The following is a 25,678-nucleotide window of genomic DNA, read 5'->3' on the forward strand; positions in this document are numbered from 1 at the left end:
CTTCTTTCAGATGTATGTGAAAGTATAATCTCTCTATCTTAACTCAAGCTCAATCCCCCGGCTGCGGCCAACGGGGCAGCCGGCGATCGAGATCCCCGAAGAGAGCGGCCGTATCGAGATGATAGTAGGCGCGGTACTCCCCGTAGAGGTCGGGAAAATGCTTTTTGAGCGTAGCCGGACGTTGGAAAAAGAGTTCCGTCGTCACGGCGAAAAATTCCGCCTCGTTGGTGGCGGCATAGGCGCCGATCAGCCGGTATTCTCCCCAGTCTCTGTTCTCTTCCGCCCGCTCTCTGAGCTCTTCGTAACGGCGCGAAACGACCTGCAGCCACTCCTTGCGGCTTCGCTGCATCAGCGGAGGCACCCCGTCGGCAGCCCCATCCTCGAAATCGAGCACGTGGGTGAACTCGTGGATGATCACATTATGGGGCCAGGTGTGATAGGCATCCCGCCGTGCCTCGTGCCAGGCGATCACCACCGTGTCACCGGAGGACTCCCCCTCCAGCAACGCCTCCTCTTCCCGCACGATCCAACCGTTTTGCTCCCTGCGGGGGGCGACAACCACATTGGGATATATCAGGACCGTCTGCAAAATCCCGTAGCACTCCCCTTCACGCCCCAGAACGATCAGACAGGCGTAGAAAGAGATGATCACCTTCATCTCATTATCGAGCTCCGTCTTTATGGGACGGAATTCTTTGGTCTCCATAAAATAGCGCAGGCTTTTTTTCACCCGCTTACGCATTTGCTCCGGCAACAGCCGATAGTGGGGTGTCCGCTTCAGCCACGCTTCCCACTCCTGGGGGAAAGGCTCCTTTTCGATCCACTTCATCAGGCGCACTCTTTTGTACCATTGCCAAGCCTGCCAAAGCAGCCAGAGGGCCATCAGAGCGAATATGAATTCCATCAACGCCAAATAATAGGCCATTGCATCCTCTTTTAATCAACTGTTCTCATCATAGCAGATTCACCACGGGAGTTGTAATAAAATAGCGCCGATAAAATCTTTTTCGGAGGAGCGAAATATGGAAAAAATTCCTGTCAGAGAATATGCCAGACGTCACCGAATGAGCCTCTTTGAAGTGATCAAAAAGATCAACAATGAAGAGTTGAAAGGAGAAACCGTCGAAGAAAACGGCCGAAAGGTGCAATATGTCCTGCTCGAAACTCCTTCCGATGAAGTCAAAAAAGAGCCAAAAGTAGCACCGCAAGCCCATCCCCTCCATCCTCTCGAAACCAATCGACTGATGGAGGAGATCCGCGATCTGCGTAAGCGTGTCGAACGCCTGGAGAGAATCATCGCAGAGCGCGAAGAGAATTGATCAGAGTTTTTTCCCTTGCAGCAGACGAATGTGGCCTTTCAAATACTCCGTCTGGGAAAAGTCCCCAAAGCCGTGGGTTTCGAGCATCTTGCGGGTATCCCGGCGGATGAAATCCTCAGCCAAAGGGCACTCCACTTTGCGGATGGCAAAACGGACCCAGGCCGGGGCTTGGTCCACATCGAAATTGTTGTAATCGAGAATGGCGAAGGTACCGCCCGGTTTCAGGGCCCGAGTGGCATTGGCGATGATGGCGTCGCGCTTCTCCTGGATAAAACCGTGGAGAACGAAGGAGATGAAAGCCAGATCGAACTCCTCTTCGTAGGGCAAGGGCTCATCGATACGCCGCTCCACCATCACGATATTGGGATAGGGCCCGGTCTTTCGGAGGAATTGGCGCTGCATCTCTTCGCCGATCTCCAGGCCGACGATCTGCCCCTCCTCTCCGACATACTCCCGCATCAGCAGAGCGTTGCGCCCCGTCCCCGCTCCCAGGTCGAGCACCCGGTCGCCCTGTTTCAGCCCGAGGTCAGCGATCGCCCTGCGTATGAACGAGGGGTACCAGCCCAGAGTGATCAGATCCATCAGCGTATCGTAATACTTCGCTTCAAAGCCGCTCACTTCGACTTTCGAATCTTCCTGGCGCAATTGAGTCATCAATCACCTCCCGTTGGAGATTTGTCGAAACTATCGTGCTCCGCGGACGAGGATCTTCCCATACTTCGCCGTCCAGAGCACAAAGAGCACTATCCACAGCGTGGCACTGATGTCGAACCAGGGGCTGATGCTCCCCTGCGCCGCCGCCAGAGAGAGGGCCAGGCGCCCCAGTACCACCACCTGGGTCATCCAGAGCAGCCACGCGCCCCAGCGGTCCATCCCCAAAACTGCTCCGCCGTGCCCCAGGGTCACCCGGGTACCGAAGGCGATCATAATCGTCGTCAAAAATCCCAGCACGAGCAGGTGCAAAGGCAGATAAAGGGAAGCGTAACCGAACCAGGCTTCGAAAAACTCCACCGCCGCTCCCGCCAAAAAGCCAAGCGGCAGCCAAAAGAGCGCCAGATGCAGCCCCCAGAGCAGCGGATCGGGATTGGGGAAAGGAAGCTCCATCCGCCACAGCTCCCGCCCGAGCCAGAGGGCTGCAAGCAGGTCCACGGCGAAGAGCCCCTTCGGCCAGGCTTGGGAGAGCAGCACGTGGGCCAGCAGCAAAAGCAGAAGCACCCCGTCAAAACCCCGGCTCTTGCGGTAGTTCATACAGCGGCTGAAATGGGGCACCATCCGAAAAGCGATCACCGCGGGCAGAAAGATCAGATAGAGATAGATCCCGACCTCCACCCCCATATCGAAATAGAGCCCCGAACGGCAGTGGCGGCAGGGGATCTGGGCCAAAAGGAAGAGCAGATCCGCCAAAGCCCCCATCCCGAAACCCACGATGATCCAGTATTGATCCTTTTTGGGCTCGGGGGCTTTGGCGTAGATCCCCATAAAGATCCGCAGGGTATAGGCGAATGAAAGAGCCATCAAGAGCGCCGCGACATAGAAAAGAGGCGGCATCCAAAGAGAAACATAGAAACTCAAAGCCGCCAACAGGTTCAAAACCCAGACCCGCAGATAGCGCCGCTCCTCGATAGGGGGCTGGGCGCTGAAGCGGGTGAAGGTGGTATAGGTAAAGCCGTAGAAGAAGTTGGTAAAAACGAGAAAGATCATTCCGTAAGCGTGCAGCAGGCGGGCATCGATGGAGAGCATACCTCTAAACGCCGGGATGAAGAGGAGCATCACCGCCAGAGCGTTGAAAAGCCCCAAGGCGAAAAAGGGCTGATGGGGCTGGGAGAAGAAATAGACGAGCTTCGGTCGGGGCATTCAGCCCTCCTTTGGGGATTTCGGGTTATGGAGAATTTTCTTTTCCACCTTTTGGGTCGCTTTGTGGAAGTAGTAGTAGATCCCCCCGGCGATCAGGGCACCGAAGGGGAGCGCAATGTACCAGTAGTCGCGGGCCCAGTGGAGCAGATGGAGGATATGCTCACCGAAGGTCCAGGCCAGCAGGATCGTCACCGCCGCCCAGACCATCGCGCTGAGGAAGTTGATGAGCAAAAATTTCGATGTGGGGTAGCGGGTCATCCCGATGGCGATGGGAATGACGGTGCGCATCCCGTAGAGGTAGCGCTGGATGAAGATAATGGGCCAGCCGTATTTTTTAAGAAGCAGGTGCGCCAGGGCGAATTTGCGCCGCTGGTTCTTGAACTTGCGGTAGACATATTTCCGATTCCACCGGCCGATGAAAAAGTAGATGGTATCCCCGGTGAAGCCTCCCAACCCCGCCGTGAGGATCGAGAGCCAGAGGTTCATATCTCCGGTATGGGAAAGGATCCCCGCCATCACCAGGCCGGTCTCCCCCTCCATAATGCTCCAGATAAAAAGAATGGGATAGCTGTACTCTTTGAGAAACTCCACCAGCAGATCGGTCATCGCTACGCTTCCTGTTGAATTGAATGGAAGATATTCTATCCCGTTATGATAAACAGCACCTTGGGCAAGCGTGCTAGAATAGCGCTATGAAAGCACCAAATGCCCTGGTCGTCGTGACCACCACCGAGACGAAAGAACACGCCGAATTCCTCGCCCGCACCCTCCTCGAAGCCCGCCTGGGCACCTGCGTGCAGATCATCCCCATCCACAGCCTCTACCGCTGGCAGGGGGCCATCGAATCGGCAGGCGAATACCGCCTGGAGATCAAGACCCTCCTCCGCTGCTACCCCGCCCTGGAACGCCTGATCCTCCGGCATCATCCCTACGAGACACCGGAGATCATCGCCCTGCCGGTCGTCGAGGGGTCGGCGGGGTATTTGGAGTGGCTGGAGGGGGAATGCCGAAAGGCATGATAAACATACGTATTTTATCCAATCAGATACAACTAATCATAAAATTTAATTTAGAAATATTATTTTGATACTATATAAAAATTATATTTGGGAATGGAGGATCGGATCGTGAAAAAAATTCTGGGCGTTGATCTGGGCATTACCTCTTTTGGTTATGCCATCCTGCAAGAGACTGGAAAAGATCTATATCGATGTCTGGATAATTCTGTCGTAATGCGCAACAACCCCTATGACGAAAAGAGTGGCGAATCGTCCCAGTCGATACGTTCAACCCAAAAGAGCATGCGTCGCCTCATAGAGAAACGCAAAAAGCGCATCCGATGTGTGGCACAAACCATGGAACGTTATGGAATTCTTGATTATTCGGAGACGATGAAGATCAACGACCCCAAAAACAATCCCATCAAAAACCGATGGCAGCTCCGTGCGGTGGATGCCTGGAAGCGTCCACTTAGCCCGCAAGAGCTCTTCGCCATCTTCGCCCATATGGCCAAACACAGGGGATACAAATCGATCGCTACGGAAGATCTCATCTATGAACTGGAGCTTGAGCTCGGTCTCAACGACCCGGAAAAAGAGTCGGAGAAAAAAGCGGATGAACGACGCCAAGTCTATAACGCTCTGCGCCATCTGGAGGAGCTGCGTAAAAAATATGGCGGAGAGACCATCGCCCAGACGATCCACCGGGCCGTAGAGGCAGGTGATCTTCGTTCCTATCGAAACCATGACGATTACGAAAAGATGATCCGGCGCGAAGATATCGAAGAGGAGATCGAGAAGGTCCTTCTTCGCCAGGCCGAACTGGGAGCCCTCGGACTGCCCGAAGAACAGGTTTCCGAGCTCATCGACGAGCTCAAAGCCTGTATAACCGACCAGGAGATGCCCACAATAGATGAATCCCTTTTTGGCAAATGCACCTTTTACAAAGATGAACTTGCTGCTCCGGCATACAGTTATCTCTACGATCTCTATCGCCTGTACAAAAAACTTGCCGATTTAAACATTGACGGCTATGAAGTGACACAGGAAGACCGGGAAAAGGTTATTGAATGGGTAGAAAAGAAAATAGCCCAAGGGAAAAATCTCAAAAAGATTACCCATAAGGATCTGCGTAAAATCCTCGGACTCGCCCCTGAGCAAAAAATTTTCGGTGTGGAAGATGAGCGTATTGTCAAAGGCAAAAAAGAGCCCCGAACCTTCGTCCCCTTTTTCTTTCTCGCAGATATCGCGAAGTTCAAAGAGCTTTTTGCCAGTATCCAGAAACATCCGGATGCCTTGCAGATATTCAGAGAACTGGCCGAGATCCTCCAGCGTTCCAAAACCCCGCAGGAGGCCCTGGATCGGCTACGTGCCTTGATGGCCGGAAAAGGGATCGACACAGACGACCGGGAGCTGCTGGAGCTCTTCAAAAACAAAAGATCCGGAACACGTGAACTCTCCCATAGATATATCCTCGAAGCACTGCCCCTTTTCCTTGAAGGGTATGACGAAAAAGAGGTCCAGAGGATCCTTGGATTCGATGATCGTGAAGATTACTCCCGTTATCCCAAATCCCTACGCCATCTACACCTACGGGAGGGGAATCTCTTTGAAAAAGAGGAGAATCCCATCAACAACCATGCTGTCAAATCCCTCGCCTCCTGGGCGTTGGGGCTTATTGCCGACCTGAGTTGGCGTTATGGCCCCTTCGATGAGATCATCCTGGAAACGACCCGGGACGCCCTCCCGGAAAAGATCCGCAAGGAGATCGATAAGGCCATGAGAGAACGGGAGAAAGCTCTCGATAAGATCATCGGCAAATACAAAAAAGAGTTCCCCTCCATCGATAAGCGTTTGGCAAGGAAGATCCAGCTCTGGGAGCGCCAAAAAGGACTCGATCTCTACAGCGGAAAGGTCATCAACCTTTCCCAGCTTCTCGATGGTAGCGCCGATATCGAACATATCGTTCCCCAAAGCCTGGGCGGTCTGAGCACAGACTACAATACCATCGTCACGCTCAAAAGTGTTAATGCGGCCAAAGGCAACCGGCTCCCCGGCGACTGGCTCGCCGGAAATCCCGACTATCGGGAACGGATCGGGATGCTCTCTGAGAAGGGGTTGATCGACTGGAAAAAGCGAAAAAACCTCCTTGCCCAATCCCTCGACGAGATTTACACCGAAAATACCCATAGCAAGGGGATCCGCGCCACCAGCTATCTCGAAGCTTTAGTCGCCCAGGTTCTCAAACGTTACTATCCTTTTCCGGATCCTGAGCTGAGAAAGAACGGCATAGGGGTCCGAATGATCCCCGGCAAGGTCACCAGTAAGACACGGTCTCTCCTTGGGATCAAATCCAAAAGCCGGGAGACCAATTTCCACCACGCCGAAGATGCCCTCATCCTCTCGACCCTCACCAGGGGCTGGCAGAACCGCCTCCATCGGATGCTGCGAGACAATTACGGCAAAAGCGAAGCGGAGCTCAAGGAACTCTGGAAAAAATACATGCCTCACATCGAGGGGCTCACCCTGGCCGACTATATCGACGAAGCGTTTCGCCGCTTCATGTCCAAAGGGGAAGAAAGCCTCTTTTACAGAGACATGTTCGACACGATCCGCAGTATCTCCTACTGGGTGGACAAGAAACCCCTCTCCGCCTCCTCCCATAAAGAGACCGTCTATTCATCCCGCCATGAAGTCCCTACTTTGCGTAAAAATATCCTCGAGGCTTTTGACAGCCTCAATGTCATCAAAGACCGCCATAAGCTCACGACAGAGGAGTTTATGAAACGTTATGATAAGGAGATCCGTCAAAAGCTATGGCTGCATCGTATCGGCAATACCAACGACGAGAGCTACCGTGCCGTAGAGGAACGGGCGACTCAAATCGCCCAGATACTCACCCGTTATCAGCTCATGGATGCCCAGAACGACAAGGAGATCGATGAGAAGTTTCAGCAGGCGCTCAAAGAGCTCATTACCTCCCCCATCGAAGTGACCGGAAAACTGTTGAGGAAAATGCGTTTCGTTTACGACAAGCTCAATGCTATGCAGATCGACCGGGGGCTGGTAGAGACAGACAAAAATATGCTGGGTATCCATATCTCCAAGGGCCCCAATGAGAAGCTCATCTTCCGTCGCATGGATGTCAACAACGCCCATGAACTCCAAAAAGAGAGGTCCGGGATACTCTGCTATCTCAATGAGATGCTTTTTATTTTCAACAAAAAAGGCTTGATACATTATGGTTGTCTGAGAAGCTATCTGGAGAAAGGTCAAGGTTCCAAATATATTGCACTATTCAACCCGCGATTCCCAGCCAATCCCAAAGCCCAACCCTCAAAATTTACTTCAGACAGTAAAATCAAACAGGTAGGTATCGGCAGCGCTACAGGAATCATCAAGGCCCATCTCGATCTCGACGGGCATGTCAGGAGTTATGAGGTTTTCGGCACCCTGCCCGAAGGGTCCATAGAGTGGTTCAAAGAGGAGTCGGGCTATGGCCGCGTGGAAGACGATCCGCATCACTAAGCCCTGCCGGCTCAGCATAGAGAACGGTAATCTCGTAGTCGAGGATGAGAAAGTGAGATTCAAACTCTCCCTCTCCGATACCGACAGCATCATCTTCGAGGGAGACCGATTCACTCTCAGCGCCAAGGTGCTTGCCGCCCTGAGCAGGCATAAGGTCGCTACCCTCTTTTGCGACGAGTACTATATGCCCACCGCCATCCTCCACCCCTATCACCAGAGCTCCCTGGCTACAGAGACCCTCAAGGCCCAGCTCTCCCTCCCCGATGACCTGCGCGACCGGCTCTGGCAGGAAATCATCCGGGTCAAGATCCTAAACCAATCGGCCGTGCTTAGCCACTTCGCAAAGAAAAATCCCAAACTCGAAAGATACGCCGAACAGATCCGGCCGGGCGACCCCTATCGGACAGAGGCCAAGAGCGCACGGCTCTACTGGAATAAGCTCTTCGACGGTCTCAAACGGGAAGCAGACTCCCTCGATGTACGCAATCAGGCCCTCAACTACGCCTACGCCATCCTCCGCAGCCTCATCACCCGCGACCTCAGCGCAGCGGGATTCTTACCTGCACTGGGCCTCTGGCATGACAACCGCTACAATGCCTTCAACCTCAGCGACGACCTGATGGAACCCTTCCGGCCGATCGTCGATGCGGCGGTCTATCTCCTCCTGCCGCTCTGTGACGAGGAGTACCTCACCCCTGAGTTCAAAAAAGCCATCATCTCCATCTTCGACAGTGAATACCTCATCTATGACGCGGGCCGCTCCACCCTTCGCACCGTCGCCACCCGATATATCCAGGGATTCAAAGCGGTGGTCCGTAGCAGAAAAATAGAGAATCTCCATTTCCCCACCATCGATTTCGGGGCGCTTCGTGAGTGCTTTTAGGATCATGTGGCTGGTAGTGATGTTCGACCTCCCCACCCAATCAAAGAAGGACCGCAAACGCTACCGATGGCTCTCCCGCTATCTTGACAAGCAGGGCTTCATCCGTTTGCAATACTCCGTCTATGCCAAAGTCTTCAACTCTCTACAATCCGCCAACCACGGCAAAAAAAGGATGAAAGAATTCCTCCATATCAATGTCAAAAAGGGAAATGTCAGAATGCTGCTCTTTACCGACGCACAATTTGGGAAGATGGAGATCGTCGTAGGGGAACAAAGTTCACAGGAAGAGATCACACAACCGACACTTTTCGATTTCTGATGAAGAAAAATTCTGATCTGTAAATAGAAGTAGTAAATAGAGGCTGAGGCCCGTCCGAAGATGGGCCCTAGAATGGAACTGTTGTAACAGTTCTTGATTTTAAGACCCCTCAAAAAACCCTACCCTGTTACAACGGTTAGAAATTATAGCAAAAACCTTACTGTAGATGCAAATTTCGATGAAAATCACCAAAATTTTCAAAAACTTTGAGATTTTTTAATGGTTTTAAGACCCCTCAAAACCCCACCCTGTTACAATTATCTATATGAATATAGCCTTCACCACTAAGTTTTAAGACCCCTCAAAACCCCACCCTGTTACAATTGGTAGCGTCGGACAGATCGACATCAACCGGTTTTAAGACCCCTCAAAACCCCACCCTGTTACAATCCAATTCAGAAAGCACGTTTGGGACGATGTGTTTTAAGACCCCTCAAAACCCCACCCTGTTACAATAAATGGACAGTGGAATATCCCGAAAGACCTGGTTTTAAGACCCCTCAAAACCCCACCCTGTTACAATATTTTTCTCTCTTTTTGCCTCCCTCTCCCTGTTTTAAGACCCCTCAAAACCCCACCCTGTTACAATTGTATTGTTAAAGATTGACACTCCTGAACTGTTTTAAGACCCCTCAAAACCCCACCCTGTTACAATCAAGATTAAACGACTTAAAAAAGACATCCTGTTTTAAGACCCCTCAAAACCCCACCCTGTTACAATTGATCTCCTGGATCTTGCGGTCGGTGTCGTGTTTTAAGACCCCTCAAAACCCCACCCTGTTACAATCAGGGCTTTCGACATTGCCTGTAAATACTTGTTTTAAGACCCCTCAAAACCCCACCCTGTTACAATGACCCGGTGCGGCTTTTCGCTTGAAGTTTTGTTTTAAGACCCCTCAAAACCCCACCCTGTTACAATCCTCAAAAGTTCTTTCAAAGAATCTTCTCAATATTCCTATCATCCATCAAAAACCACCCAAAAACAGCATAAATCCCTCTCCGGCATTGCGCTATAATGAAATATTCCCACAGAAGGAGTCAAAAATGTCTAGTGTCGTCAAAGTGATCGAAGTGATCGCCCAATCCAAGAAAAGCTGGGAAGATGCCGCGGCCAATGCCGTCAAAGAGGTTGCCAAGAGCGTCGACAACATCAAATCCGTCTATATCAAGGATATGAGTGCCAAGGTCAATGGTGACAAGATCACCGTCTATCGTGTCGTCGCCAAAATCTCCTTTGTGGTGAAAAAGAAAAAATAAGCTCGACTAGCTTTTGGCGGAGACCCAACGCAGGAAAAGCGCCGTCGAAAGTCCCGAAGCGCTGAAGATCATCAGCATCACCATAATCTGATAGCGGGCTGCTATTAGCGGGGAGACGCCCGAGAGGATCTGCCCCGTCATCATCCCCGGCAGTGAGACCAGGCCGACGGCGAAGAGAGCGTTGAGCACCGGGATCATTGCCGCGTTCATCGCCTGACGGCGGGCTTCGGGCGAAGAGCGGCCTTCCTGCCGTTCATTGAGATAGCGCTCCGCCGCTAACGAGACGCTGTTCATCGCGTTGGCGAAGACCATCCCGGCCAGGGGGATCAAATACCTCGGCGCATACCAGGGCTTCAGATCCAGCACCCCGAAGCTTACGAAGCCCAGGGTCACCCCTCCTCCCAGGGCGATGGAAATGAGCGTCACAAAAAACCATTTCCTCCGCCGATCCCCTACGGTCCGCAGCGCGATCCAGGAGGAGAAAAAGAGCATCACCCCCAGCACTCCCAGGATGATCCACCCCGACTTCGCCTGAAAGATATAGAGCAGCAAATAGCCGATGAGGGAGAGTTGCAGCAGCATACGCCCCAGGGCGTAGAGGGCATTGCCCGCGCCCAGGCTCCAGCGCCAAAAGATCCACAGCACCCCGCACACCGGCACCGCCATAAGCGCCAAGCGCCCCAATTCGATCATCACCATTTCCACCTCCCGGTTTCTCTGAGACGCTATAATGCCGAAAAAGAGCTTCCAGGAGCCATCCTATGCCCCAAGAGACCGAAATCTACGCGCTTATCGACAGCCGGCTGCTCCGACGCTACGATCTGAGCCTGGCCAGAGTGGGCCGTTTCCTCGAAGAGGCGAAGATCCCCATCGCCCAGTATCGGGACAAAGAAGCCTCCGACGCTGATGTCGCCCGGGCCCTGGAGGAGCTAAGAATTTACTACAGCGGCACCCTGATCGTCAATGACCGTCTCGGACTGGCCGGGCTGGCCGACGGGCTCCATCTGGGGCAGGAGGACCTGGCCGCCATCGATCCGGACTCCGAAGCGGCAGTATCGAAGGTGCGTCGGCAGATCGGCTCCAAACTCCTGGGGCTCTCCACCCACAACCGTGAAGAGATCGAAACAGCCAACGCTCTGGACCTTGATTACATCGGCCTGGGGGCTTACCGCTCCACCGCCACCAAGGCCGACGCCGGCGTCAGCGGCAAAGCCCTCCTGGAGCTCGCCCGACTCTCCCGCCATCCCGTGGCCCTCATCGGAGGGGTCCGCTGGGAAGATCGCTTCGAAGCACCCATCCGCTACAAAGTCCTGGGCTCCGCCCTGATGGAGAGGATCGCAAACCTATGAAACGCCATCTGTTCCTGCTCTACGGAATCGTCGCCTATCTGATCGGCCTGGGGACGCTGCTCTATCTGGTCTTCTGGGTCTATCCCTGGAGCTGGATGCCTACGAGCATCGACAGCCCAAAGCCCGGACCCCTTCTGCCTTCACTACTCTGGGATCTGGGGTTGATCCTGCTTTTTGGAGTGCAGCACTCCCTGATGGTCCGTCCCCGTTTCAAAGCCTGGTTCGACTGCTATGTCTCCTACGGGGCACAGCGCCCCACCTATACCCTCATCTCCTCTTTTTTCCTGGCTTTGATCCTCGTCGGCTGGAGACCCCTCCCCGGCATACTCTGGCACTTCGAGCCGGGGAGTTTTGGCTGGTGGGTGATGACCCTGCTTTATTTCCTGGGCTGGGGCGTGGCGGTCATCGCTACCTTTATGATCAACCACTTCGCTATGCTGGGGCTCTATCAGGCGTGGCGGGGATGGCTGGGGCTGGGGGAAGCCGAAGCGGCCTTTACAGAACGGGGCTTCTACCGCTGGATCCGCCACCCCATCCAGGCCGGCACCCTGTTGGGGCTCTGGGCTACGCCGGTGATGAGCACCGGGCATCTACTTTTTGCTCTGAGCTTCACGATCTATGTGCTCATCGGCCTCTATTTCGAGGAGCGGGACCTAATGCGTACCCTGGGCAAGCCCTATGCCGACTACCGCCGCAGAGTGCCGATGCTGTTCCCTTTTATCAAAGCCGGGGAAAAACGAAAGGAGAAAAGATGAAAGAGAAGATCGTTTGGCAGGATGATGCGCTGCGCCTGGAACTCCACGAGAGTGAAATCCCCTGGCTGATCCTTCATCCCCAGAAGGATTATCGGGAATTCAGCGAACTCCCCAGGAAGCTGCGCCTTCGGATTATAGATCTGCTCTGCGCCGTCGAAGAGGAGATGCTCTCCTACTACCGCCCTCACAAGATCAACATCGCCTCCTTCGGCAACTATCTGCCCCGGCAGCATTGGCACATTATGGCCCGCTTTCAAGAAGACAGCTACTTCCCCGAACCGATGTGGGGAAGTAAACAAAGAGAGAGCACTCTGGAGCTGCCGCCGATGGAACCCTTCCTCCAGCGGATAAAGGAGCGACTGGAAAAGAGCGACGGCTAGTTTTTGACCTTCAAACTCCGTGCCAGTTTCTCCAAAAAGCCTTTCTCATCCCGGTCGTAAAGGAAACAGCGGTCGACCCGGCACGCCTGATAGAGGCTCTCCTCGACCGCCCTGAAAAGCAAAAAGGGATAAGCGGTGTAGCGCGTGATCTCGTGCCGCAAAGCGGGAAGCCTTTTTGCGGGGATCTTGAGCACCACATAGCCGTAGCGATCCGCCAGCCAGACCAAAACCCCCATCGGTGCCGTCTGCGGATAGCGGGCCAAAACCCGGCTCTGGCGCGTCAGGATCTCCCTTGCATCCTGCCGATACTTCAGATCCTCCGTCAACACGGCAAGACGAAGGAGGTTATCCGCCATCACCGCCAGCGGGCTGCGGTAGGAGCCTCCTTCCAGGCTCAGAGGATTGCGGAAAGAGCCCTGGGCGTCGTACCAGATCCCCCGCTCGTAAAACTCCTTTTTCGCTTGTGCATAGAGGGCCTTGGCCCAGTCAAGCCAGGCGGGGTCCTGACTCCATTCATAAGCGTCCAGCGCCGCGGCGATGGTGAAGCTGTAATCCTCCAACAGGCCCGGAACCTTTGGGGTGCGGCCCGGCAGTTTCTGGTGATAGAGCCGCCCATGGAGGTAGAGCTCTCTTTTTAGCGCTTCCAAAGTGGCAAGAGCCGTTTGAGCGTATTTGCTTTTCAGGTCTGACGCCGTAAAGAGCCCGTGAATCAGCATAGCGTTCCAGGAGGCTTGAAGCTTGGTGTCGATGAAGGGATAGGGACGCTTGGCGCGGAGTTTCGCCAAAACCCTCTTGTCGGACGCAGGGCACGCTGCCCCCTCTTTCAGGTAGGGGTTGGAGCGAAAATCGGCCCTGTTCCCATCTTCGCTGATCCCGCACGCTTCCAGTGCCTTCTCCGGCTCGGGGATCTTCGCTTTTTTGAGGGCTTTGAGGGCTTCGTCGTAAGCGAAGGTGAAGTAGAAGCCCTCTTCCTTTTTATGTGTCTCGGGATCGAGGCTGTCGGCATCGCTGGCCCCGTAGAAAAGGCCGTTCCTGTCCCGATAGTGACGCTCCAGCACCGAAACAGTCTCCTCGACAATACGCCGGTAGAGCGCTTTGCCCGTAAGCTCGGCGGCCAGGGCATAGGCTTCCAGGAGTTCTGCGTTGGTATAGAGCATCTTTTCAAAATGGGGGATCCGCCACTTTCCGTCGGTACTGTAGCGAAAGAATGCCCCCTCGATCTGGTCGTAGATCCCTCCCCTGGCCATCGCCTTCAATGTCTTTTCCGCCATATCGAGCGCGGCTTTGTTCCCCGTCAGACGGTGGATCTGGATCAGGGCCGTCAGCGTCGTCGCCCTGGGGAATTTGGGCCGGCTCCCCCATCCGCCGTGCTCCCGGTCGAAGTCTTGCTCCAATGCTTTGACGAAACGGCGGCTCAGATCCTCCCTGATCCTCACTCCATCCTCAGCGCTCTCTCTTTGGCTGACCTGCTGCATCAGCGTCGTGATCTCTTCGCCGATACGCCCGAGTCTGCCCGGCTCTTTTTGCCAGAGCTTCGCCGCTTTTTGAAGGAGATCGAGCAGGCCGGGCTGACCGTATCGCTCTTCTCTGGGAATATAGGTCGCGGCGAAAAAAGGTTTACGGTCCGGGGTCAAAAGGATCGTCAGGGGCCAGCCTCCGGAGCGGCGGGTCATGATCCGGTGGACCTGCTGATAGTATCGGTCGATCTGGGGATGCTCTTCCCTGTCCACTTTGATCGGGACGAAATAACGGTTGAGCACCGCCGCCACCTCCGGATCCTCGAAGGATTCATGCTCCATCACATGGCACCAGTGGCAGGTGCTGTAGCCGATGGAGAGGAAGATCGGTTTATGCTCCCGGCTGGCCTTTTCGAAGGCCGCTCTCCCCCAGGGCATCCAATGGACCGGATTGTGGGCGTGCTGCTGAAGGTAGGGAGACTCTTCGTGGATCAGTGCATTGACGGGTTCCGCCCTCATCCACCCCAGGGTAGCGATGAGCAAAAATACCCATTTCAAAAAGTGATACCGCATAAGAGCTTCCTTCCGTTACACAAATGTAGGGCATTGTATCACGGAAATCAAAACGGATAAATAGGAAAAATATGGAGAGATAAAAAGAGAAGAGAATCACCGCCGAAGCGGTGAAAGGGTCATTACTTGCCGAGTTTGCTGATGTAGTCAGCCAGGGCTTTCATGTCGTCGTCGCTCAGTGCAGCGGCCTGGCCGTGCATTACGCCGCCCATGCCGTACTTGTTGAGAGAACCTGCTTTGTAGCCCTGCAGATCTTTGACGATCTCGTCAGCAGCTTTGCCGGCGATGGGAGCGGATTTACCCAGAGCTTTGGTTTTACCGTCCTGGCCGTGGCATCCGGCACACTTGGCGAACAGAGCGGCACCATCGGCTGCCATCAGTGCAGCACCGGCAACGATCATGGACAATGCAATTTTCTTCATGTTGACTCCTTGTGTTTAATTACAACGGTAATTGTAGCAGAAAAATTGTGAAGTTATTGTGTAATGGAGGTAATGCTTCACCGTTTAACGGAGCCGACCGATCACTTTGTAGCGCTCCCAGTACTCATCCAGAGCCTCTTCGAGCTCACGATCGGACAGGGTGCTTGGGGGCATCAGCCGATGGTTTTTGAAATACTCTTCTCCCATGACCGACGTCTCTTTGGAAGGGTGGCGGAGGAAATATTTGAGTCCCGCCTTCATATTGTGCTCCCCGCTGTAGATCAGGAGGGCATTCATAAAGGTCTTGCGCAGGGAGACCCCTTCTTTACGGTGGCAGGGGACACAGTTGCGATCGAAGCTTCCCGCCGAGAGCATCCCGCTGAGTCCAAGCACTAGCACCAGAGTGAACCGCCATCTATTCACGATTGGCCTCCCATCGCAAGATCACTTCCGTCCCCTTACCCTTTTGTGAATGTACTTCGATCTTCCAGCCGTAATGATCGACGATCCCTTTGACGATATCGAGCCCCAGGCCGAAGCCCCCCTCAGTGTCGTTGAAACGCCGGTAGCGCTCGAAGATCTGCTCGACCTCCTCCGGCTCCATCCCCCCGCCCGTATCGGCGACCCTCAACTCTCCGGGCGTGAGAGAGACTTGGAGCGTGCCTCCCCGGCGGTTGTATTTCACGGCATTGGAGAGGAGATTGTCGAGGACCCGTGCCAGCAGTCGTCGATCGGCCCGGATCGTGACGGGTTGGATATGGCTTTCGAGCTTCAGGTTTTTCGAACGCAGCAGCAGATCGAAATAGTCCAGGCGCTCTCCAAGCAGCCGATCCAGATCGAGATTTTCATCCCGGGTGGGGCGATGGCGCTCCAGGGTCACGAATTTCAGATCCTCATAGAGGGTCGAGACGGTGCGCGCCGCCACCCCGATACGCTCCAGGCGTCGCCGATCCTCCGGGGGCATCGAGGCGGCATCGATCATCTCGATATTGGCCAGGATCGAAGAGAGGGGGGTATTGAGCTCGTGGGTGGTATCGTGGATAAAATCGTCCAAAAGCCGGATCGACTGGCGCATAGGCCGCACAAAAAGACGGGCCAGATAATACCCCAGCAGCGCCAAGACCAATCCCAAAACGGCACCGGTGAGAAGAATGCGTCGCCAAACCCCGTTCATCCACGAGTGATCCCTGGGCACTTCGATGAAGAGGTATTTAGCCCCCAGATAGTAGAGGTCGAGGACTTTGACATAGTGGATCACATCCCCGACGGTGTAGATATCTCCCAGGAAATCGACGTGAGGGTTGCGCAGCGTGGAGAAGATCCTGACATGCTCCAGGTCGTAGATGGCGCTTCGGAAACGCTCGTCCCTTGGATAGCGGTTTTCTTTCGGAAAATGTTCATGGAGGCGTCTGAGCCGGTGGATCTGCTCCGTGGCGTACTCCATCATCCGGCTTTTGGTCCGCAGAAGCATCAGCTGCTCTTGATTGCGGTAATAGAGGGTGCTTCCCAGTACAAAAAGTCCGAACATCAGGAGGCTGTAGAGAAAAAGAAAACGCCGAAGGCTCTTGCGTTCACTCCGCAGCACGATAGAGATACCCCTGTTTTTTGAGGCTGACGATCCGTTCTTTGCCGATGCGTTTACGCAGGTTTTTGATGTAGGTTCTCAGAGCGCTGTCGCTGGGGTTCTCCCCATAATCCCAAAGCCGCTCATAAATCCGTTCATGGGAGAGCACTTCCCCGGGATGGGTGACGAAAAGCTCCAATAGGCGGGCCTCTTTGCGCCCCAGCAGCTCCTCTTCACCCCCGGAGCCGAAAAGCCGTCCCGAAGCGGGATCGTATTCCCAGCCGTTCCCCAGAGAGATCCTTGAAGAGGCGGGGTGTTTTACGCGGCGCTGCAGAAGGGTCTCGATCCGAATTTTGAGCTCTTTGAGTTCAAAAGGTTTGCGCAGATAGTCGTCGGCACCGCTGCGGAAGCCCTCTTCCAGGTCCTCCACACTCCGGCGTGCCGTGATGAAGATCGCCGGTGTCTCCGTCCCCTGCTCTCTGGCCTCTTTGAGAAAATCGAATCCGTTGACCCCCGGCGTGTTGACATCCAGCAGCAGCAGGTCGAAGGATTGTTCATAGAGGCGGTCCTGGGCCTCTTCGCCGTCATAGGCCGGGACAACCTCGTATCCGGCACTCTCCAGATAATCACAAAGCGTTGCACTCAAATTGGCGTCATCTTCCAATACCAGAAGTTTTTTTGATGCCATTGGCGCCCTTTAGGGGGAGGTTTGAGAGATTGTAGCATATTCTCTCAGGGAGAAAAAGCCTCAAATTCCGCCAAATCTTTGTGCCTCTTGAGAAGAAATCTCAATGCTCAACGCTCAGCTCTCAGCGCTAAGCGCTAAGCACGGCTGCGGATCCACTGGATGATCTGATCGGCTCCAAGCGCACCGCTAATGCGGTCCACTTCCCGGCCGTTTTTGAAAAGGATCATCGTGGGGATTCCCCGGATACCGAACTGGGCGCTCACCTGGGGATTCTCCTCGGTATTGACTTTGACGAACTGGGCCTGCAGCGGCATCTTGGCCGCCGCCTCGGCAAAGGCCGGGGCCATCATACGGCAGGGACCGCACCAAGGCGCCCAGAAATCGACGACGACCGGCAGATCACTTTTCTCCAGAATATATTGAAAAGTCTGCGCATCGGCTTCGATCGGCTTGTTGTCCAAAAGCGACTGTTTGCAGTAACCGCAGTTGGCTTTGTTGTAATGATCTTTTTTTGGAAGTCTGTTGACTTTAAGGCAATGGGGGCATACGACTTGAATGGTAGACATCATTTCTCCTTGAGGTCGGATCCGGACGAATCCGTTTTTTTTCAAATTATAACGATCCGACAGCCCGGAGAAATCTACCTAGGTTGCATTGGAGAAAAGTTTAGCTTGCCTTCTGCAATTGTTCCCTGATTTCCTCGGCAAAGCGGGGAACGTGGATCGTCTCCGCACAGTTATAGGGCAATTTCTCTCCGTCGTTCACCAGGATATAGGGTTCGACCCCGGCCTCTACCAGGGTTTCGATCAGCAGACATTCGGAATCGTCCGGATCGAGGTTGGCACTGTCGATGAGAATGTAACGGTATCGCTTTCGATCCATCGCCTCGATAAGATCGTTTTCATCGCTCACCCCTTCGACGCTGAACCCCTGCTTCTGCAAGATCCGCTCATAGATCTTTTCGAGGATCGGAGAACGGACATAGAGCAAGACGTCTACCTCTTTCCCTTTTTCCCGAGGCTCTTGGCTAGGAGTCTCCTCTATGACAGCCGTTTCACTCTCCGCCACCTTTTCCTGCGTCGTAGCCGCTTCTTCTCTCTGCTCGGTACGCTTGGTCTGGTGGGCGGCCTCGCGCTCAATACCCTTACCCTTTTCGGATTTCTCGGGCGCAGACGGGTGCTTGGGCTTTTCCTGATAATAGAGGCTGATGATCTGTTTCAGTTCGGGAATGTTGATCGGCTTGGGGATATAATTGTCCAGTCCAGCTTCGAGATATCGTTCCCGATCTCCCGTCAGCGCGTTGGCAGTCAGCGCGACAATGGGGATATGAGGCAGATGATTCACCTGCTCATAGTGCAGGATCTCCCGCGTCGCTTCGATCCCGTTCATTACCGGCATCTGGATATCCATAAAGATCAGATCGTAGTCATTCTGCTTCCGTAGTTCAAACGCCTCTTTTCCGTTAGAAGCCAGGGTGACATCGGCACCGAATTGCTCCAGAGTCGTCCGGATCAATTTCTGGTTGATCGGATTGTCCTCGGCGACCAGGATCTTGAGATCTTTGAAGCCCTCTTCCTCCTCCTTCTGAGGTGCGGCTGCCTGGGGCCTGGGCTGTTTTTTCCACTCCAAGGCACTCTCGATAGCACGAACCGTCTTATGATAGTTCAGAGGCTTGTAAATGATTTTGCTAACCCGATCACGGACGGATTCCGCCGCTTTTTTAAGAATACCAGTCGTAATCAGGACCACACGGGTATCCAGATCCAGAAATTTATTCAATTCTTCACCACGACGGGCGTACTGATGCTCAATAAAGAGAGCGTCGGGCAACTCTTCTGCCGGCAGGGCGAAGAGCTCTGAATAGGAGAGCATCCTGAAATCGATACCCAGGAATTCCGCATAGCGCTGGAGATTGCGCATTGTAACCCGTTCCTTGACTGTTTCAGGGAGAACGGCTGCTGCACTGACACCGTGGAAATCAGGAATCTCTTTCGCCTGATCCGGTCCTTTGGGGAGTGTCAGCGTAAAGAAGAAGGTCGATCCCTTGCCCGGTTCACTCTCGATATCGAGCTTGCCTCCCATCTTTTCGACCAGTTTGCTGGAGATGGCAAGCCCCAGACCGGTTCCGCCGTATTTCCGGCTGGTCCCTGCGTCTGCCTGGGAAAAGGCGCCAAAGATCTTCGCCTTCTGCTCTTCGGTAATCCCGATTCCCGTATCGCGCACCGCGAAATAGATCGTCGCGTCTTTGTCGGTTTCGTTGGTCTTTTCGATGAGAACTTCGACATCTCCATTGGAATTGGTGAATTTGATCGCGTTGCTCACCAGGTTGACGATGACCTGGGAAATTTTGGTCGGATCTCCGACCAGGGTCTTGGGGATGCTGGGATCGACAAACAATCCAAAGTCGATATTCTTTTCGGCAGCCTTGGCCCCGTAGGATTCGACAGCATCCTCGAATTTCTCGATGGCATTGAACGCGATCTGCTCCAACTCGATCTTGTCGGCATTGATCTTGGAGAGGTCCAGAATATCGTTCACGATACTCAACAGGTTGTCCGAACTGTTTTCGATCACCGAGATGAACTCCTGCTGATCAGGGCTCAACGGCGTATTCTTCAGCAGCTGAGTAAAGCCGACGATACCGTTGAGCGGGGTGCGGATCTCGTGAGACATATTGGCCAGGAAGAGGTCTTTGGCTTTGTTCGCCTCGACGATGGTCTCTCCCAAAAATTTGTAGATCGCAGCAAGATCCCGACTTGCGACGATGCGCTGCAGCTCTCTCTTTTTCTGCGGATCAAGCTCGAACTGAATGTTTTTGAGTGTTTCGTCGAGTAGGCGGGACTCTTTGGTGACATTATAGAAAATCACCGCGAGGATCATCAGCAGAATAAGGAAGAAGACAGCCGCAATCGCATATTGGATCATCCGGCTCTTTTCGGTCTCCAGCCGGGTATTGATCCGCTCAGTAGCCAATTTGTAAATGTTGCTGCTGGCCAGGGCCAATTTGTTGAGCCGCTTGTCGGTTGCCGCCGTCCAGTTTTTGGCATCGAGGGGGTATTTTCCGTCATTGATCCCGTAAAGAAGCTTCTCGCGTTTAGGATTGATCTCTTCGGCAAACAGGAGCGGCTGCAGAGTATTCAGAAGTTTGTTACGAAGCTCGGCATCCTTGATCTCTGCCAAAAGAGGAAGGGCATCGATGGAGATCAGACGATCCCAGGTCTTCAGATCCTCTCTGCTCATCTTGCGTCCCGTGATGATCTTGTAGAGCAGATAATCCCGTTCCAGATCCTCTGTGGCATAGACGGAGCTCAACTGCGCCCCCAGGACAAAGGAGGATTTCAAAGAGGGTTCCACGAAACTTGCGGCGACTTTTTGATAAGCCGACACAACCGGTCTGAAAATCCTCTGTTCGAACTCATTGGCCAGGATGTCCCCATATTCCTGGGAGAGAGCATCCACTCTTGACCGTACTGACCGTATCTCCGAAGCGATGGTACCGAGCGTCCGAATATATCGATCGGAGTTTCCGAACTGTTTGGCATCCGCTTTCAACGTCTCCAGGAGCTGATCGACTTTGACCCGTACCTTTTTGAGCTCTGAGAGTGTGGTCTTGTCCTTCCGGGCCAGATAGACACTGCTCAGCATACGCTCACGGCTCAATGCCTGAATGAACGTATCTCCATTTTCGATCGAGTGGACCTGCTTGGCAACAGTTTGATCTTTATGATATTTGAGATAGCTCTGATAGGCATACCAACCCAATCCTCCGATCAAAAGGACAAGCAGAAAAAGGATGATGGAAAAAATACTCTTTTGAAATCGTTTATTCATTGATCCGTCCGCCTTTACTGATTTTTACGATGATAGAGTACAAAGTGATTACTCAATGTCTCCAACTGATCGGTAGAAAGCACCAAAAGGTTGGAGACAAACAATTGGTCAAGACGCTTGTATAAAGATTTACTGACTTCCCAAAAACGACCGAGCGCTTCGCGCTGTTTGAGTAACTCAAGAGGATAAGAGTACTGATCGATAATTTTGAGATCCTTTTCCAGGGCGCCGAGCGCCTCTTGCATCTGCCGACGATTGATCTCCGTCCCCAGGCCGATCCCCAGAGCCAGATAATATTTGGCACTCCGCTCCGCCAGGAATTCCATATTTTTACTGATCATCAGCATCTTTTCACTCTCGCTGAATTTATAGGCATGGGCTTTGGCGATGGAGTTGGCCCCTTCCAACAGAGTCTCACTGTAATCCAACATCAGCGAAGCGTCTTTTTTGTTGGGCTTTTTCTGCAAGAGCTCTTCGATCTGGTCCTTGCTGTAAGTGAGGAATTCCAAAATGTTTTTCGTATCTTCATCATTGGTCGTCAAAGAGATGGTCCGAATGTTCTCCACCAATTTATCGAGATCCTTGCGCAGAATCTCTTCGATTTCAACCTTTTTGGGGTTGGCATAGAGATAGAGATAGTTCCGTGTGAGGTGTTGGCTCAGGTATCGGATATTCTCCGTCGCCTCCAGGACATTGACCTCTGCTCGGGTGGAAGCCGAGAGCAGATTGGGCAGCAGTCCCAATAACAGTGCGCAGATCAACAGGAGTTTTTTCATCAGGCTTTCCCTCGCTTATTTGTTCTCATAGAGTTTCACATAGAGCCGTGTCACATCGTCCATCTTTTTCGTGATCTCATCCGTCGTGGTAAAGACGATGAAGGGCAAGCCTCCCTTCTCGATATTCAGATAGAACTTGTAAACGATCTTCCACAGTTTGTCGACCTGTGCCAGTTTTTGATTGATGCTGGCGGTATTGTCTTTGTTGTTCATCAGGAATTTGAGATTTTTGTCAAACTCTTTAACGGCCGCATTCATCTGGTCCACGGTATTTTTGTCTTTGATCCCTGCCTGATAAGCGATATAGTATTTGGCGATCCGTTGGGCCAGCATACGTTCTTTACCGGATCTCGCTATGACCTTGGACTCTTTGATGTTCGCCAGTTTCTTGATGGAATCGACCACATATTGACTCCCCTCCAACATCGATTCACTGAGGTCCAGGACCAATTGGGCATTGTCAAGGTTAAACGGCTTCTTGACGATCCCCTCCAATTCGTCCAAACTCATATTGACAAAGGCAAGTAGGTTCTTGATCTCGGGATCGTTGATCATTTCATTTAATTTTGCCTGGTTGGCTTTGAACTCTTTGAGGGATTCTTTGAGTTGCTTGTCTGCTTTGGAGACAGCGATCTTCATTCCCCGATAGAGGTAATCCTTGGCGATGCGCTGAGAGAGCATCCGCTGCTTACCAGCGACATTAATCAACTCAATGGCATCCTTTTTGACCAGAGCATTGACTTTCTGCTCCCCACCTTCCACGGCGTTTAAACCATTACCGGCAAAAATCATGACTCCTAGCGCCAAAACCGCATACCTGAACAACTTTTTCATTCCACTCTCCTTTTGAGTTGCTTATTTCACTTTTTGAGCCGCATAGAGGCCGGTCACTGTGTTCATATCCTTCAAGATATCGTTGGACTTCTTGTAAATCAACGAGGGAATGAAACGGTTCTGTGACTTGTTCATAACCTGGAAAAACATAAAATTTTTCTTGACACGATCCAACAATTGATTGATCTGGTCAGTGTTAAGATCCGATTTTCTAAGACGCTCCAGGGAATCCCCGAAAAGTTTCATCGCCGCATCCATCTTCTCTTTGAATTTCGGATCATTAATGCCCCAGACTTTGAGCATATAGAGTGCCGCCATCCGCTGAGAGAGCATCCGCTGACGGCCGGAGATATTGATAATCTCTCCGGACTCTTTGCCCGTCTGTTTCGCGAAGAGCTTAGTAGTATGGTCAGCTGCTTTGAGCAACTGGTCCAATTTCTCCTGCAACTCCGTCGCCTTCTCTTTGGTGGGAGGCTCGGCGAGCATTTTTTTGATCGGTTCCCAAAGCTTTCGTTGCTCTTCAAGGCTCTTTTTGGTCTCTTCGTCCTTGGCAAAAGCGGTCAATCCCTGAAGATGATCCTCAAAAGTCTCCATTACCTTTTTCAAATCCTCTTTGGGGTTGCCAAAGGTATCTCCGATACCGATCATAGTGTAATCTTTGAGCATCCGCTGAGTGAGCATCCGCTGCCGGCCCGCTTCATTGACTGCCTGGGCGAGACTTTTGATCTCGATGGCACATCCCATACTCGTAAATAAACCAAGGCTCACCACGAGGAAAAGGAGTTTTCTCATCCGCTTCATATTTCTTCTCCTTATTAATCAATCAGTATAAGACTGACTTAATAGATTGTATCATGAATCAGGTTTAAAACTCGCAGTAAAATGGGGACAGGAACAGAGAACGATACAGAGGATATCCCACAATTTCTCTTACCTTAGATATATAAGGCAGAGGGCAAAAGTGGAAAATTCTTTCTGGCAACCTGGCGATCTAAGACACTCTCCTTAGACCCATGGCTTTCCGTCCCCGTCTCACGGCGGGTTTGGCCTTAACATCGAAACAGCCTATTCTACATATTTTATTTTAAATCTAATTGAGTGATGGGGGTACACCACAACTCATCCAGAACGGCCAAATTCAATATCCGTAAAAGGGGGAGCTAGGTATAATTGTATCAAACCATCAGGTCGAAAGGTATCTATGTCCGCATCATCACGTTTTTCCCGTAGGATTGAATCGCTTTCCCCGTCAATGACCATTGCCGTCTCCACCCTGGCCCGCGAACTCAAGGCCCAGGGCAAAGACATCCTCAGTTTCTCCGCCGGAGAACCCGATTTCGACACCCCCGAACGCATCAAGGAGGCGGCGATCGACGCCATCCGCCAGGGCCATACCAAATACACTTCCGTGGCCGGGATCCCCGAGCTCCTGGATGCCATCAGTGAAAAATTCCGCCGTGAGAACAGGCTTGAGTATGCCAGAGAGCACCTCCTGGTCAGCAACGGGGCCAAGCAGTCCCTCTTCAATCTGACTCAAGCCCTGATCGACGAAGGAGACGAGGTGATCATCCCCGCCCCCTACTGGGTCACCTATCCCGAACTGGTCAGCTATGCCGGCGGCAAACCCGTCATCATCGACACCGACGACCGCAGCGGCTTCAAAATCACCCCGGATCAACTCGAAGCGGCCATAACCCCCCGCACCAAGATGCTGATCCTCACCTCCCCCTCCAATCCCACCGGCTCCGTTTATGACGGGAAAGAGCTCGAAGCACTGGGAAAAGTCCTCGAGGGAACCCCTGTTACCGTCGTCAGCGACGAAATGTACGAGAAACTGGTCTTCGACGGGACGGAGTTCGTCGCCACAGCCTCCATCAGCGAAGACCTCTACCGACGGACCGTCACCGTCAACGGCCTGAGCAAATCGGTCGCGATGACCGGCTGGCGGATGGGCTATCTGGCCACGCCCGATACCGAGCTGGTCAAAAAGATGATTTCGCTGCAATCGCAAAGCACCTCCAACATCAACACCATCACCCAATACGCCTCCATCCCTCCTCTGCTGGGAGAGGTGGATGACGAGATCGAAACAATGCGCCAGGCATTCGAAGCGCGTATGCACGAAGCGGTGGAACTCTTCAACGCCATCGACGGCATCAGCGTTCTGCGCCCCAAGGGGGCCTTCTACCTCTTCGTGAATATCAAAGATCTGGGCATCGACTCGATGACCTTCAGCCAGGAGCTTCTGAAAAAGTACGGTGTGGCGGTCGTTCCCGGTATCGGTTTCGGCAGCGAAGGTTATTTCCGCTTCTCCTATGCCGCCGATATCGTAACCATTCGCGAAGGGGTAAGACGGATCGAGAAATTCGTCAAAGAGTTGAGAAGCTGAGTCTTTTTAAACCGGTTCCTTTTCAGGAAAACCAGCTCCGCACCGCCGCGGAGAAGTAATAACTCCCCAAGCCCACGACCAATCCCCAGACGATCGAAGCGAAGAAATTCAAAACAACGAACTTTTTGAAATCGTATCGACTCAGCCCCATAACGATGGGCACCAGGGTTTTGACCCCGTAGATGTATTTTTGCAGGAAAACGGCCATCCAGCCGTATTTGCGCATCAAAAGATTGGTATAGGCGATCTTCCGCCGGTGCTTTCTCAGATATTTGAGCACCTCTTTTTTGTTGGTCTGAGCGAGATAGAAGAGAAAGGTATCCCCGAGGAAGTTGGCGACGGTCGCCACGGCGATCGAAAGGGTGATATCCATCTTTCCCAGAGCTGAGAGGATTCCCGCCCCGGCCAGAGCCACCATCCCTCCGCCGAAAGAGTAAAACGCAAGAATGATATAGCCGTAAATGGCTAAATTATGAAGAATATCTTCCAAAACGACGGCCGG

General features: G+C 52.9%; 26 protein-coding genes, 1 CRISPR repeat array and 1 riboswitch. Of the genes, 10 read left to right on the top strand and 16 right to left on the bottom strand.

Annotation, left to right across the window (positions count from 1 at the left end; genetic code table 11):
* Nucleotides 1–49: 49 nt before the first annotated feature.
* Nucleotides 50–925, bottom strand: a complete 876-nt coding sequence (locus tag NITSA_RS07430; RefSeq protein ID WP_013554403.1) for a M90 family metallopeptidase — start codon at nt 923–925, stop codon at nt 50–52.
* Nucleotides 926–1,022: 97 nt separating this feature from the next.
* Here NITSA_RS07430 and NITSA_RS07435 point away from each other — a divergent pair, with 97 nt between their 5' ends.
* A complete protein-coding gene (locus NITSA_RS07435) occupies nt 1,023–1,319 on the top strand; it encodes a hypothetical protein (protein WP_013554404.1) in 297 nt (98 codons plus the stop codon).
* Here the strand turns inward: NITSA_RS07435 and NITSA_RS07440 are convergent, their stop codons facing one another.
* Genes NITSA_RS07440 through NITSA_RS07450 form a run of 3 tightly spaced genes read right to left on the bottom strand, consistent with a single transcriptional unit; the run spans nt 1,320 to nt 3,779 of the window.
* Complete coding sequence (locus tag NITSA_RS07440) at nt 1,320–1,973, bottom strand: class I SAM-dependent methyltransferase (RefSeq protein WP_013554405.1); 654 nt, start codon at nt 1,971–1,973, stop codon at nt 1,320–1,322.
* Nucleotides 1,974–2,003: 30 nt separating this feature from the next.
* On the bottom strand, nt 2,004–3,173 hold the full coding sequence (locus tag NITSA_RS07445; RefSeq protein WP_013554406.1) for an NnrS family protein: 1,170 nt from the start codon (nt 3,171–3,173) through the stop codon (nt 2,004–2,006).
* Nucleotides 3,174–3,779 carry a DedA family protein gene (locus tag NITSA_RS07450; RefSeq protein WP_013554407.1) on the bottom strand — a complete coding sequence of 202 codons (606 nt, stop codon included), beginning with the start codon at nt 3,777–3,779 and terminating at the stop codon, nt 3,174–3,176.
* A gap of 86 nt (nt 3,780–3,865) precedes the next feature.
* Between NITSA_RS07450 and cutA the strand changes: the two genes are divergently transcribed.
* The 5 genes from cutA (at nt 3,866) to NITSA_RS07475 (ending at nt 10,158) form a co-directional block, all read left to right on the top strand.
* On the top strand, nt 3,866–4,192 hold the full coding sequence (gene cutA, locus NITSA_RS07455) for a divalent-cation tolerance protein CutA (protein WP_013554408.1): 327 nt from the start codon (nt 3,866–3,868) through the stop codon (nt 4,190–4,192).
* Between the two features lie 108 nt (nt 4,193–4,300).
* Nucleotides 4,301–7,699, top strand: coding sequence for a type II CRISPR RNA-guided endonuclease Cas9 (gene cas9, locus NITSA_RS07460; protein WP_013554409.1), 3,399 nt, complete (start codon nt 4,301–4,303; stop codon nt 7,697–7,699).
* Nucleotides 7,668–8,582, top strand: a complete 915-nt coding sequence (gene cas1, locus NITSA_RS07465; RefSeq protein WP_013554410.1) for a type II CRISPR-associated endonuclease Cas1 — start codon at nt 7,668–7,670, stop codon at nt 8,580–8,582. The genes cas9 and cas1 overlap by 32 nt, the downstream gene beginning before the upstream one ends.
* A gap of 4 nt (nt 8,583–8,586) precedes the next feature.
* Entirely contained in the window at nt 8,587–8,901 is a 315-nt protein-coding gene (gene cas2, locus NITSA_RS07470) for a CRISPR-associated endonuclease Cas2 (RefSeq protein ID WP_013554411.1), read from the top strand.
* A gap of 222 nt (nt 8,902–9,123) precedes the next feature.
* Nucleotides 9,124–9,820: a CRISPR direct-repeat array (repeat unit 36 nt; unit sequence GTTTTAAGACCCCTCAAAACCCCACCCTGTTACAAT).
* Between the two features lie 125 nt (nt 9,821–9,945).
* Nucleotides 9,946–10,158 carry a dodecin family protein gene (locus tag NITSA_RS07475; protein WP_013554412.1) on the top strand — a complete coding sequence of 71 codons (213 nt, stop codon included), beginning with the start codon at nt 9,946–9,948 and terminating at the stop codon, nt 10,156–10,158.
* Between the two features lie 6 nt (nt 10,159–10,164).
* Here NITSA_RS07475 and NITSA_RS07480 read toward each other — a convergent pair whose 3' ends face one another.
* Nucleotides 10,165–10,857: an ABC transporter permease gene (locus tag NITSA_RS07480; protein WP_013554413.1), complete on the bottom strand. Its 693-nt coding sequence runs from the start codon at nt 10,855–10,857 to the stop codon at nt 10,165–10,167.
* A 62-nt stretch (nt 10,858–10,919) separates the two neighbouring features.
* Between NITSA_RS07480 and NITSA_RS07485 the strand changes: the two genes are divergently transcribed.
* The 3 genes from NITSA_RS07485 to NITSA_RS07495 are packed head-to-tail and all read left to right on the top strand — an operon-like array spanning nt 10,920 to nt 12,642.
* A complete protein-coding gene (locus NITSA_RS07485; protein WP_013554414.1) occupies nt 10,920–11,507 on the top strand; it encodes a thiamine phosphate synthase in 588 nt (195 codons plus the stop codon).
* Nucleotides 11,504–12,262: a methyltransferase family protein gene (locus tag NITSA_RS07490; RefSeq protein ID WP_013554415.1), complete on the top strand. Its 759-nt coding sequence runs from the start codon at nt 11,504–11,506 to the stop codon at nt 12,260–12,262. The genes NITSA_RS07485 and NITSA_RS07490 overlap by 4 nt, the downstream gene beginning before the upstream one ends.
* On the top strand, nt 12,259–12,642 hold the full coding sequence (locus tag NITSA_RS07495) for an HIT domain-containing protein (RefSeq protein ID WP_013554416.1): 384 nt from the start codon (nt 12,259–12,261) through the stop codon (nt 12,640–12,642). Before NITSA_RS07490 ends, NITSA_RS07495 begins: the two co-directional genes overlap by 4 nt.
* Here the strand turns inward: NITSA_RS07495 and NITSA_RS07500 are convergent.
* The 10 genes from NITSA_RS07500 to NITSA_RS07545 all read right to left on the bottom strand — a co-directional run bounded on the left by NITSA_RS07500 (nt 12,639) and on the right by NITSA_RS07545 (nt 23,588).
* Nucleotides 12,639–14,672: a thioredoxin domain-containing protein gene (locus NITSA_RS07500; RefSeq protein ID WP_013554417.1), complete on the bottom strand. Its 2,034-nt coding sequence runs from the start codon at nt 14,670–14,672 to the stop codon at nt 12,639–12,641. The two genes, NITSA_RS07495 and NITSA_RS07500, sit on opposite strands and share 4 nt — an antisense overlap.
* A 122-nt stretch (nt 14,673–14,794) precedes the next feature.
* Nucleotides 14,795–15,049 carry a c-type cytochrome gene (locus NITSA_RS07505; RefSeq protein ID WP_245526292.1) on the bottom strand — a complete coding sequence of 85 codons (255 nt, stop codon included), beginning with the start codon at nt 15,047–15,049 and terminating at the stop codon, nt 14,795–14,797.
* Between the two features lie 129 nt (nt 15,050–15,178).
* Nucleotides 15,179–15,517 (bottom strand): hypothetical protein, encoded by a 339-nt coding sequence (locus tag NITSA_RS07510; protein WP_013554419.1) that lies wholly within the window; start codon nt 15,515–15,517, stop codon nt 15,179–15,181.
* On the bottom strand, nt 15,510–16,679 hold the full coding sequence (locus NITSA_RS07515) for a sensor histidine kinase (RefSeq protein ID WP_013554420.1): 1,170 nt from the start codon (nt 16,677–16,679) through the stop codon (nt 15,510–15,512). The genes NITSA_RS07510 and NITSA_RS07515 overlap by 8 nt, the downstream gene beginning before the upstream one ends.
* On the bottom strand, nt 16,666–17,346 hold the full coding sequence (locus NITSA_RS07520; RefSeq protein WP_013554421.1) for a response regulator transcription factor: 681 nt from the start codon (nt 17,344–17,346) through the stop codon (nt 16,666–16,668). Before NITSA_RS07520 ends, NITSA_RS07515 begins: the two co-directional genes overlap by 14 nt.
* 134 nt (nt 17,347–17,480) lie before the next feature.
* On the bottom strand, nt 17,481–17,912 hold the full coding sequence (gene trxC, locus NITSA_RS07525) for a thioredoxin TrxC (protein WP_013554422.1): 432 nt from the start codon (nt 17,910–17,912) through the stop codon (nt 17,481–17,483).
* A gap of 100 nt (nt 17,913–18,012) precedes the next feature.
* Complete coding sequence (locus tag NITSA_RS10925; protein WP_013554423.1) at nt 18,013–21,177, bottom strand: ATP-binding protein; 3,165 nt, start codon at nt 21,175–21,177, stop codon at nt 18,013–18,015.
* A 14-nt stretch (nt 21,178–21,191) separates the two neighbouring features.
* Nucleotides 21,192–21,953: a hypothetical protein gene (locus tag NITSA_RS07535; RefSeq protein WP_013554424.1), complete on the bottom strand. Its 762-nt coding sequence runs from the start codon at nt 21,951–21,953 to the stop codon at nt 21,192–21,194.
* 15 nt (nt 21,954–21,968) lie between these two features.
* Nucleotides 21,969–22,787, bottom strand: a complete 819-nt coding sequence (locus NITSA_RS07540) for a type IV pili methyl-accepting chemotaxis transducer N-terminal domain-containing protein (protein ID WP_013554425.1) — start codon at nt 22,785–22,787, stop codon at nt 21,969–21,971.
* A gap of 21 nt (nt 22,788–22,808) precedes the next feature.
* Nucleotides 22,809–23,588: a type IV pili methyl-accepting chemotaxis transducer N-terminal domain-containing protein gene (locus tag NITSA_RS07545; protein ID WP_013554426.1), complete on the bottom strand. Its 780-nt coding sequence runs from the start codon at nt 23,586–23,588 to the stop codon at nt 22,809–22,811.
* A 173-nt stretch (nt 23,589–23,761) separates the two neighbouring features.
* A riboswitch (cyclic di-GMP riboswitch) is annotated at nt 23,762–23,845 on the bottom strand.
* Between the two features lie 143 nt (nt 23,846–23,988).
* Between NITSA_RS07545 and NITSA_RS07550 the strand changes: the two genes are divergently transcribed.
* A complete protein-coding gene (locus NITSA_RS07550; RefSeq protein ID WP_013554427.1) occupies nt 23,989–25,176 on the top strand; it encodes a pyridoxal phosphate-dependent aminotransferase in 1,188 nt (395 codons plus the stop codon).
* Nucleotides 25,177–25,198: 22 nt separating this feature from the next.
* Here the strand turns inward: NITSA_RS07550 and NITSA_RS07555 are convergent, their stop codons facing one another.
* A complete protein-coding gene (locus tag NITSA_RS07555; protein ID WP_148224961.1) occupies nt 25,199–25,666 on the bottom strand; it encodes a DedA family protein in 468 nt (155 codons plus the stop codon).
* Between the last annotated feature and the right edge of the window lie 12 nt (nt 25,667–25,678).

The sequence above is a fragment of the Nitratifractor salsuginis DSM 16511 genome (assembly GCF_000186245.1).
Lineage (GTDB): Bacteria > Campylobacterota > Campylobacteria > Campylobacterales > Sulfurovaceae > Nitratifractor > Nitratifractor salsuginis.

Bases quoted from the DNA above. Each gene is read 5' to 3' on its own strand.
- NITSA_RS07430 (WP_013554403.1), bottom strand. From the start codon at position 925: ATGGCCTATTATTTGGCGTTGATGGAATTCATATTCGCTCTGATGGCC.
- NITSA_RS07435 (WP_013554404.1), top strand. From the start codon at position 1,023: ATGGAAAAAATTCCTGTCAGAGAATATGCCAGACGTCACCGAATGAGC.
- NITSA_RS07440 (WP_013554405.1), bottom strand. From the start codon at position 1,973: ATGACTCAATTGCGCCAGGAAGATTCGAAAGTCGAAGTGAGCGGCTTT.
- NITSA_RS07445 (WP_013554406.1), bottom strand. From the start codon at position 3,173: ATGCCCCGACCGAAGCTCGTCTATTTCTTCTCCCAGCCCCATCAGCCC.
- NITSA_RS07450 (WP_013554407.1), bottom strand. From the start codon at position 3,779: ATGACCGATCTGCTGGTGGAGTTTCTCAAAGAGTACAGCTATCCCATT.
- cutA (WP_013554408.1), top strand. From the start codon at position 3,866: ATGAAAGCACCAAATGCCCTGGTCGTCGTGACCACCACCGAGACGAAA.
- cas1 (WP_013554410.1), top strand. From the start codon at position 7,668: ATGGCCGCGTGGAAGACGATCCGCATCACTAAGCCCTGCCGGCTCAGC.
- cas2 (WP_013554411.1), top strand. From the start codon at position 8,587: ATGTGGCTGGTAGTGATGTTCGACCTCCCCACCCAATCAAAGAAGGAC.
- NITSA_RS07475 (WP_013554412.1), top strand. From the start codon at position 9,946: ATGTCTAGTGTCGTCAAAGTGATCGAAGTGATCGCCCAATCCAAGAAA.
- NITSA_RS07480 (WP_013554413.1), bottom strand. From the start codon at position 10,857: ATGGTGATGATCGAATTGGGGCGCTTGGCGCTTATGGCGGTGCCGGTG.
- NITSA_RS07485 (WP_013554414.1), top strand. From the start codon at position 10,920: ATGCCCCAAGAGACCGAAATCTACGCGCTTATCGACAGCCGGCTGCTC.
- NITSA_RS07490 (WP_013554415.1), top strand. From the start codon at position 11,504: ATGAAACGCCATCTGTTCCTGCTCTACGGAATCGTCGCCTATCTGATC.
- NITSA_RS07495 (WP_013554416.1), top strand. From the start codon at position 12,259: ATGAAAGAGAAGATCGTTTGGCAGGATGATGCGCTGCGCCTGGAACTC.
- NITSA_RS07500 (WP_013554417.1), bottom strand. From the start codon at position 14,672: ATGCGGTATCACTTTTTGAAATGGGTATTTTTGCTCATCGCTACCCTG.
- NITSA_RS07505 (WP_245526292.1), bottom strand. From the start codon at position 15,049: ATGGCAGCCGATGGTGCCGCTCTGTTCGCCAAGTGTGCCGGATGCCAC.
- NITSA_RS07520 (WP_013554421.1), bottom strand. From the start codon at position 17,346: ATGGCATCAAAAAAACTTCTGGTATTGGAAGATGACGCCAATTTGAGT.
- trxC (WP_013554422.1), bottom strand. From the start codon at position 17,912: ATGTCTACCATTCAAGTCGTATGCCCCCATTGCCTTAAAGTCAACAGA.
- NITSA_RS10925 (WP_013554423.1), bottom strand. From the start codon at position 21,177: ATGAATAAACGATTTCAAAAGAGTATTTTTTCCATCATCCTTTTTCTG.
- NITSA_RS07535 (WP_013554424.1), bottom strand. From the start codon at position 21,953: ATGAAAAAACTCCTGTTGATCTGCGCACTGTTATTGGGACTGCTGCCC.
- NITSA_RS07540 (WP_013554425.1), bottom strand. From the start codon at position 22,787: ATGAAAAAGTTGTTCAGGTATGCGGTTTTGGCGCTAGGAGTCATGATT.
- NITSA_RS07545 (WP_013554426.1), bottom strand. From the start codon at position 23,588: ATGAAGCGGATGAGAAAACTCCTTTTCCTCGTGGTGAGCCTTGGTTTA.
- NITSA_RS07550 (WP_013554427.1), top strand. From the start codon at position 23,989: ATGTCCGCATCATCACGTTTTTCCCGTAGGATTGAATCGCTTTCCCCG.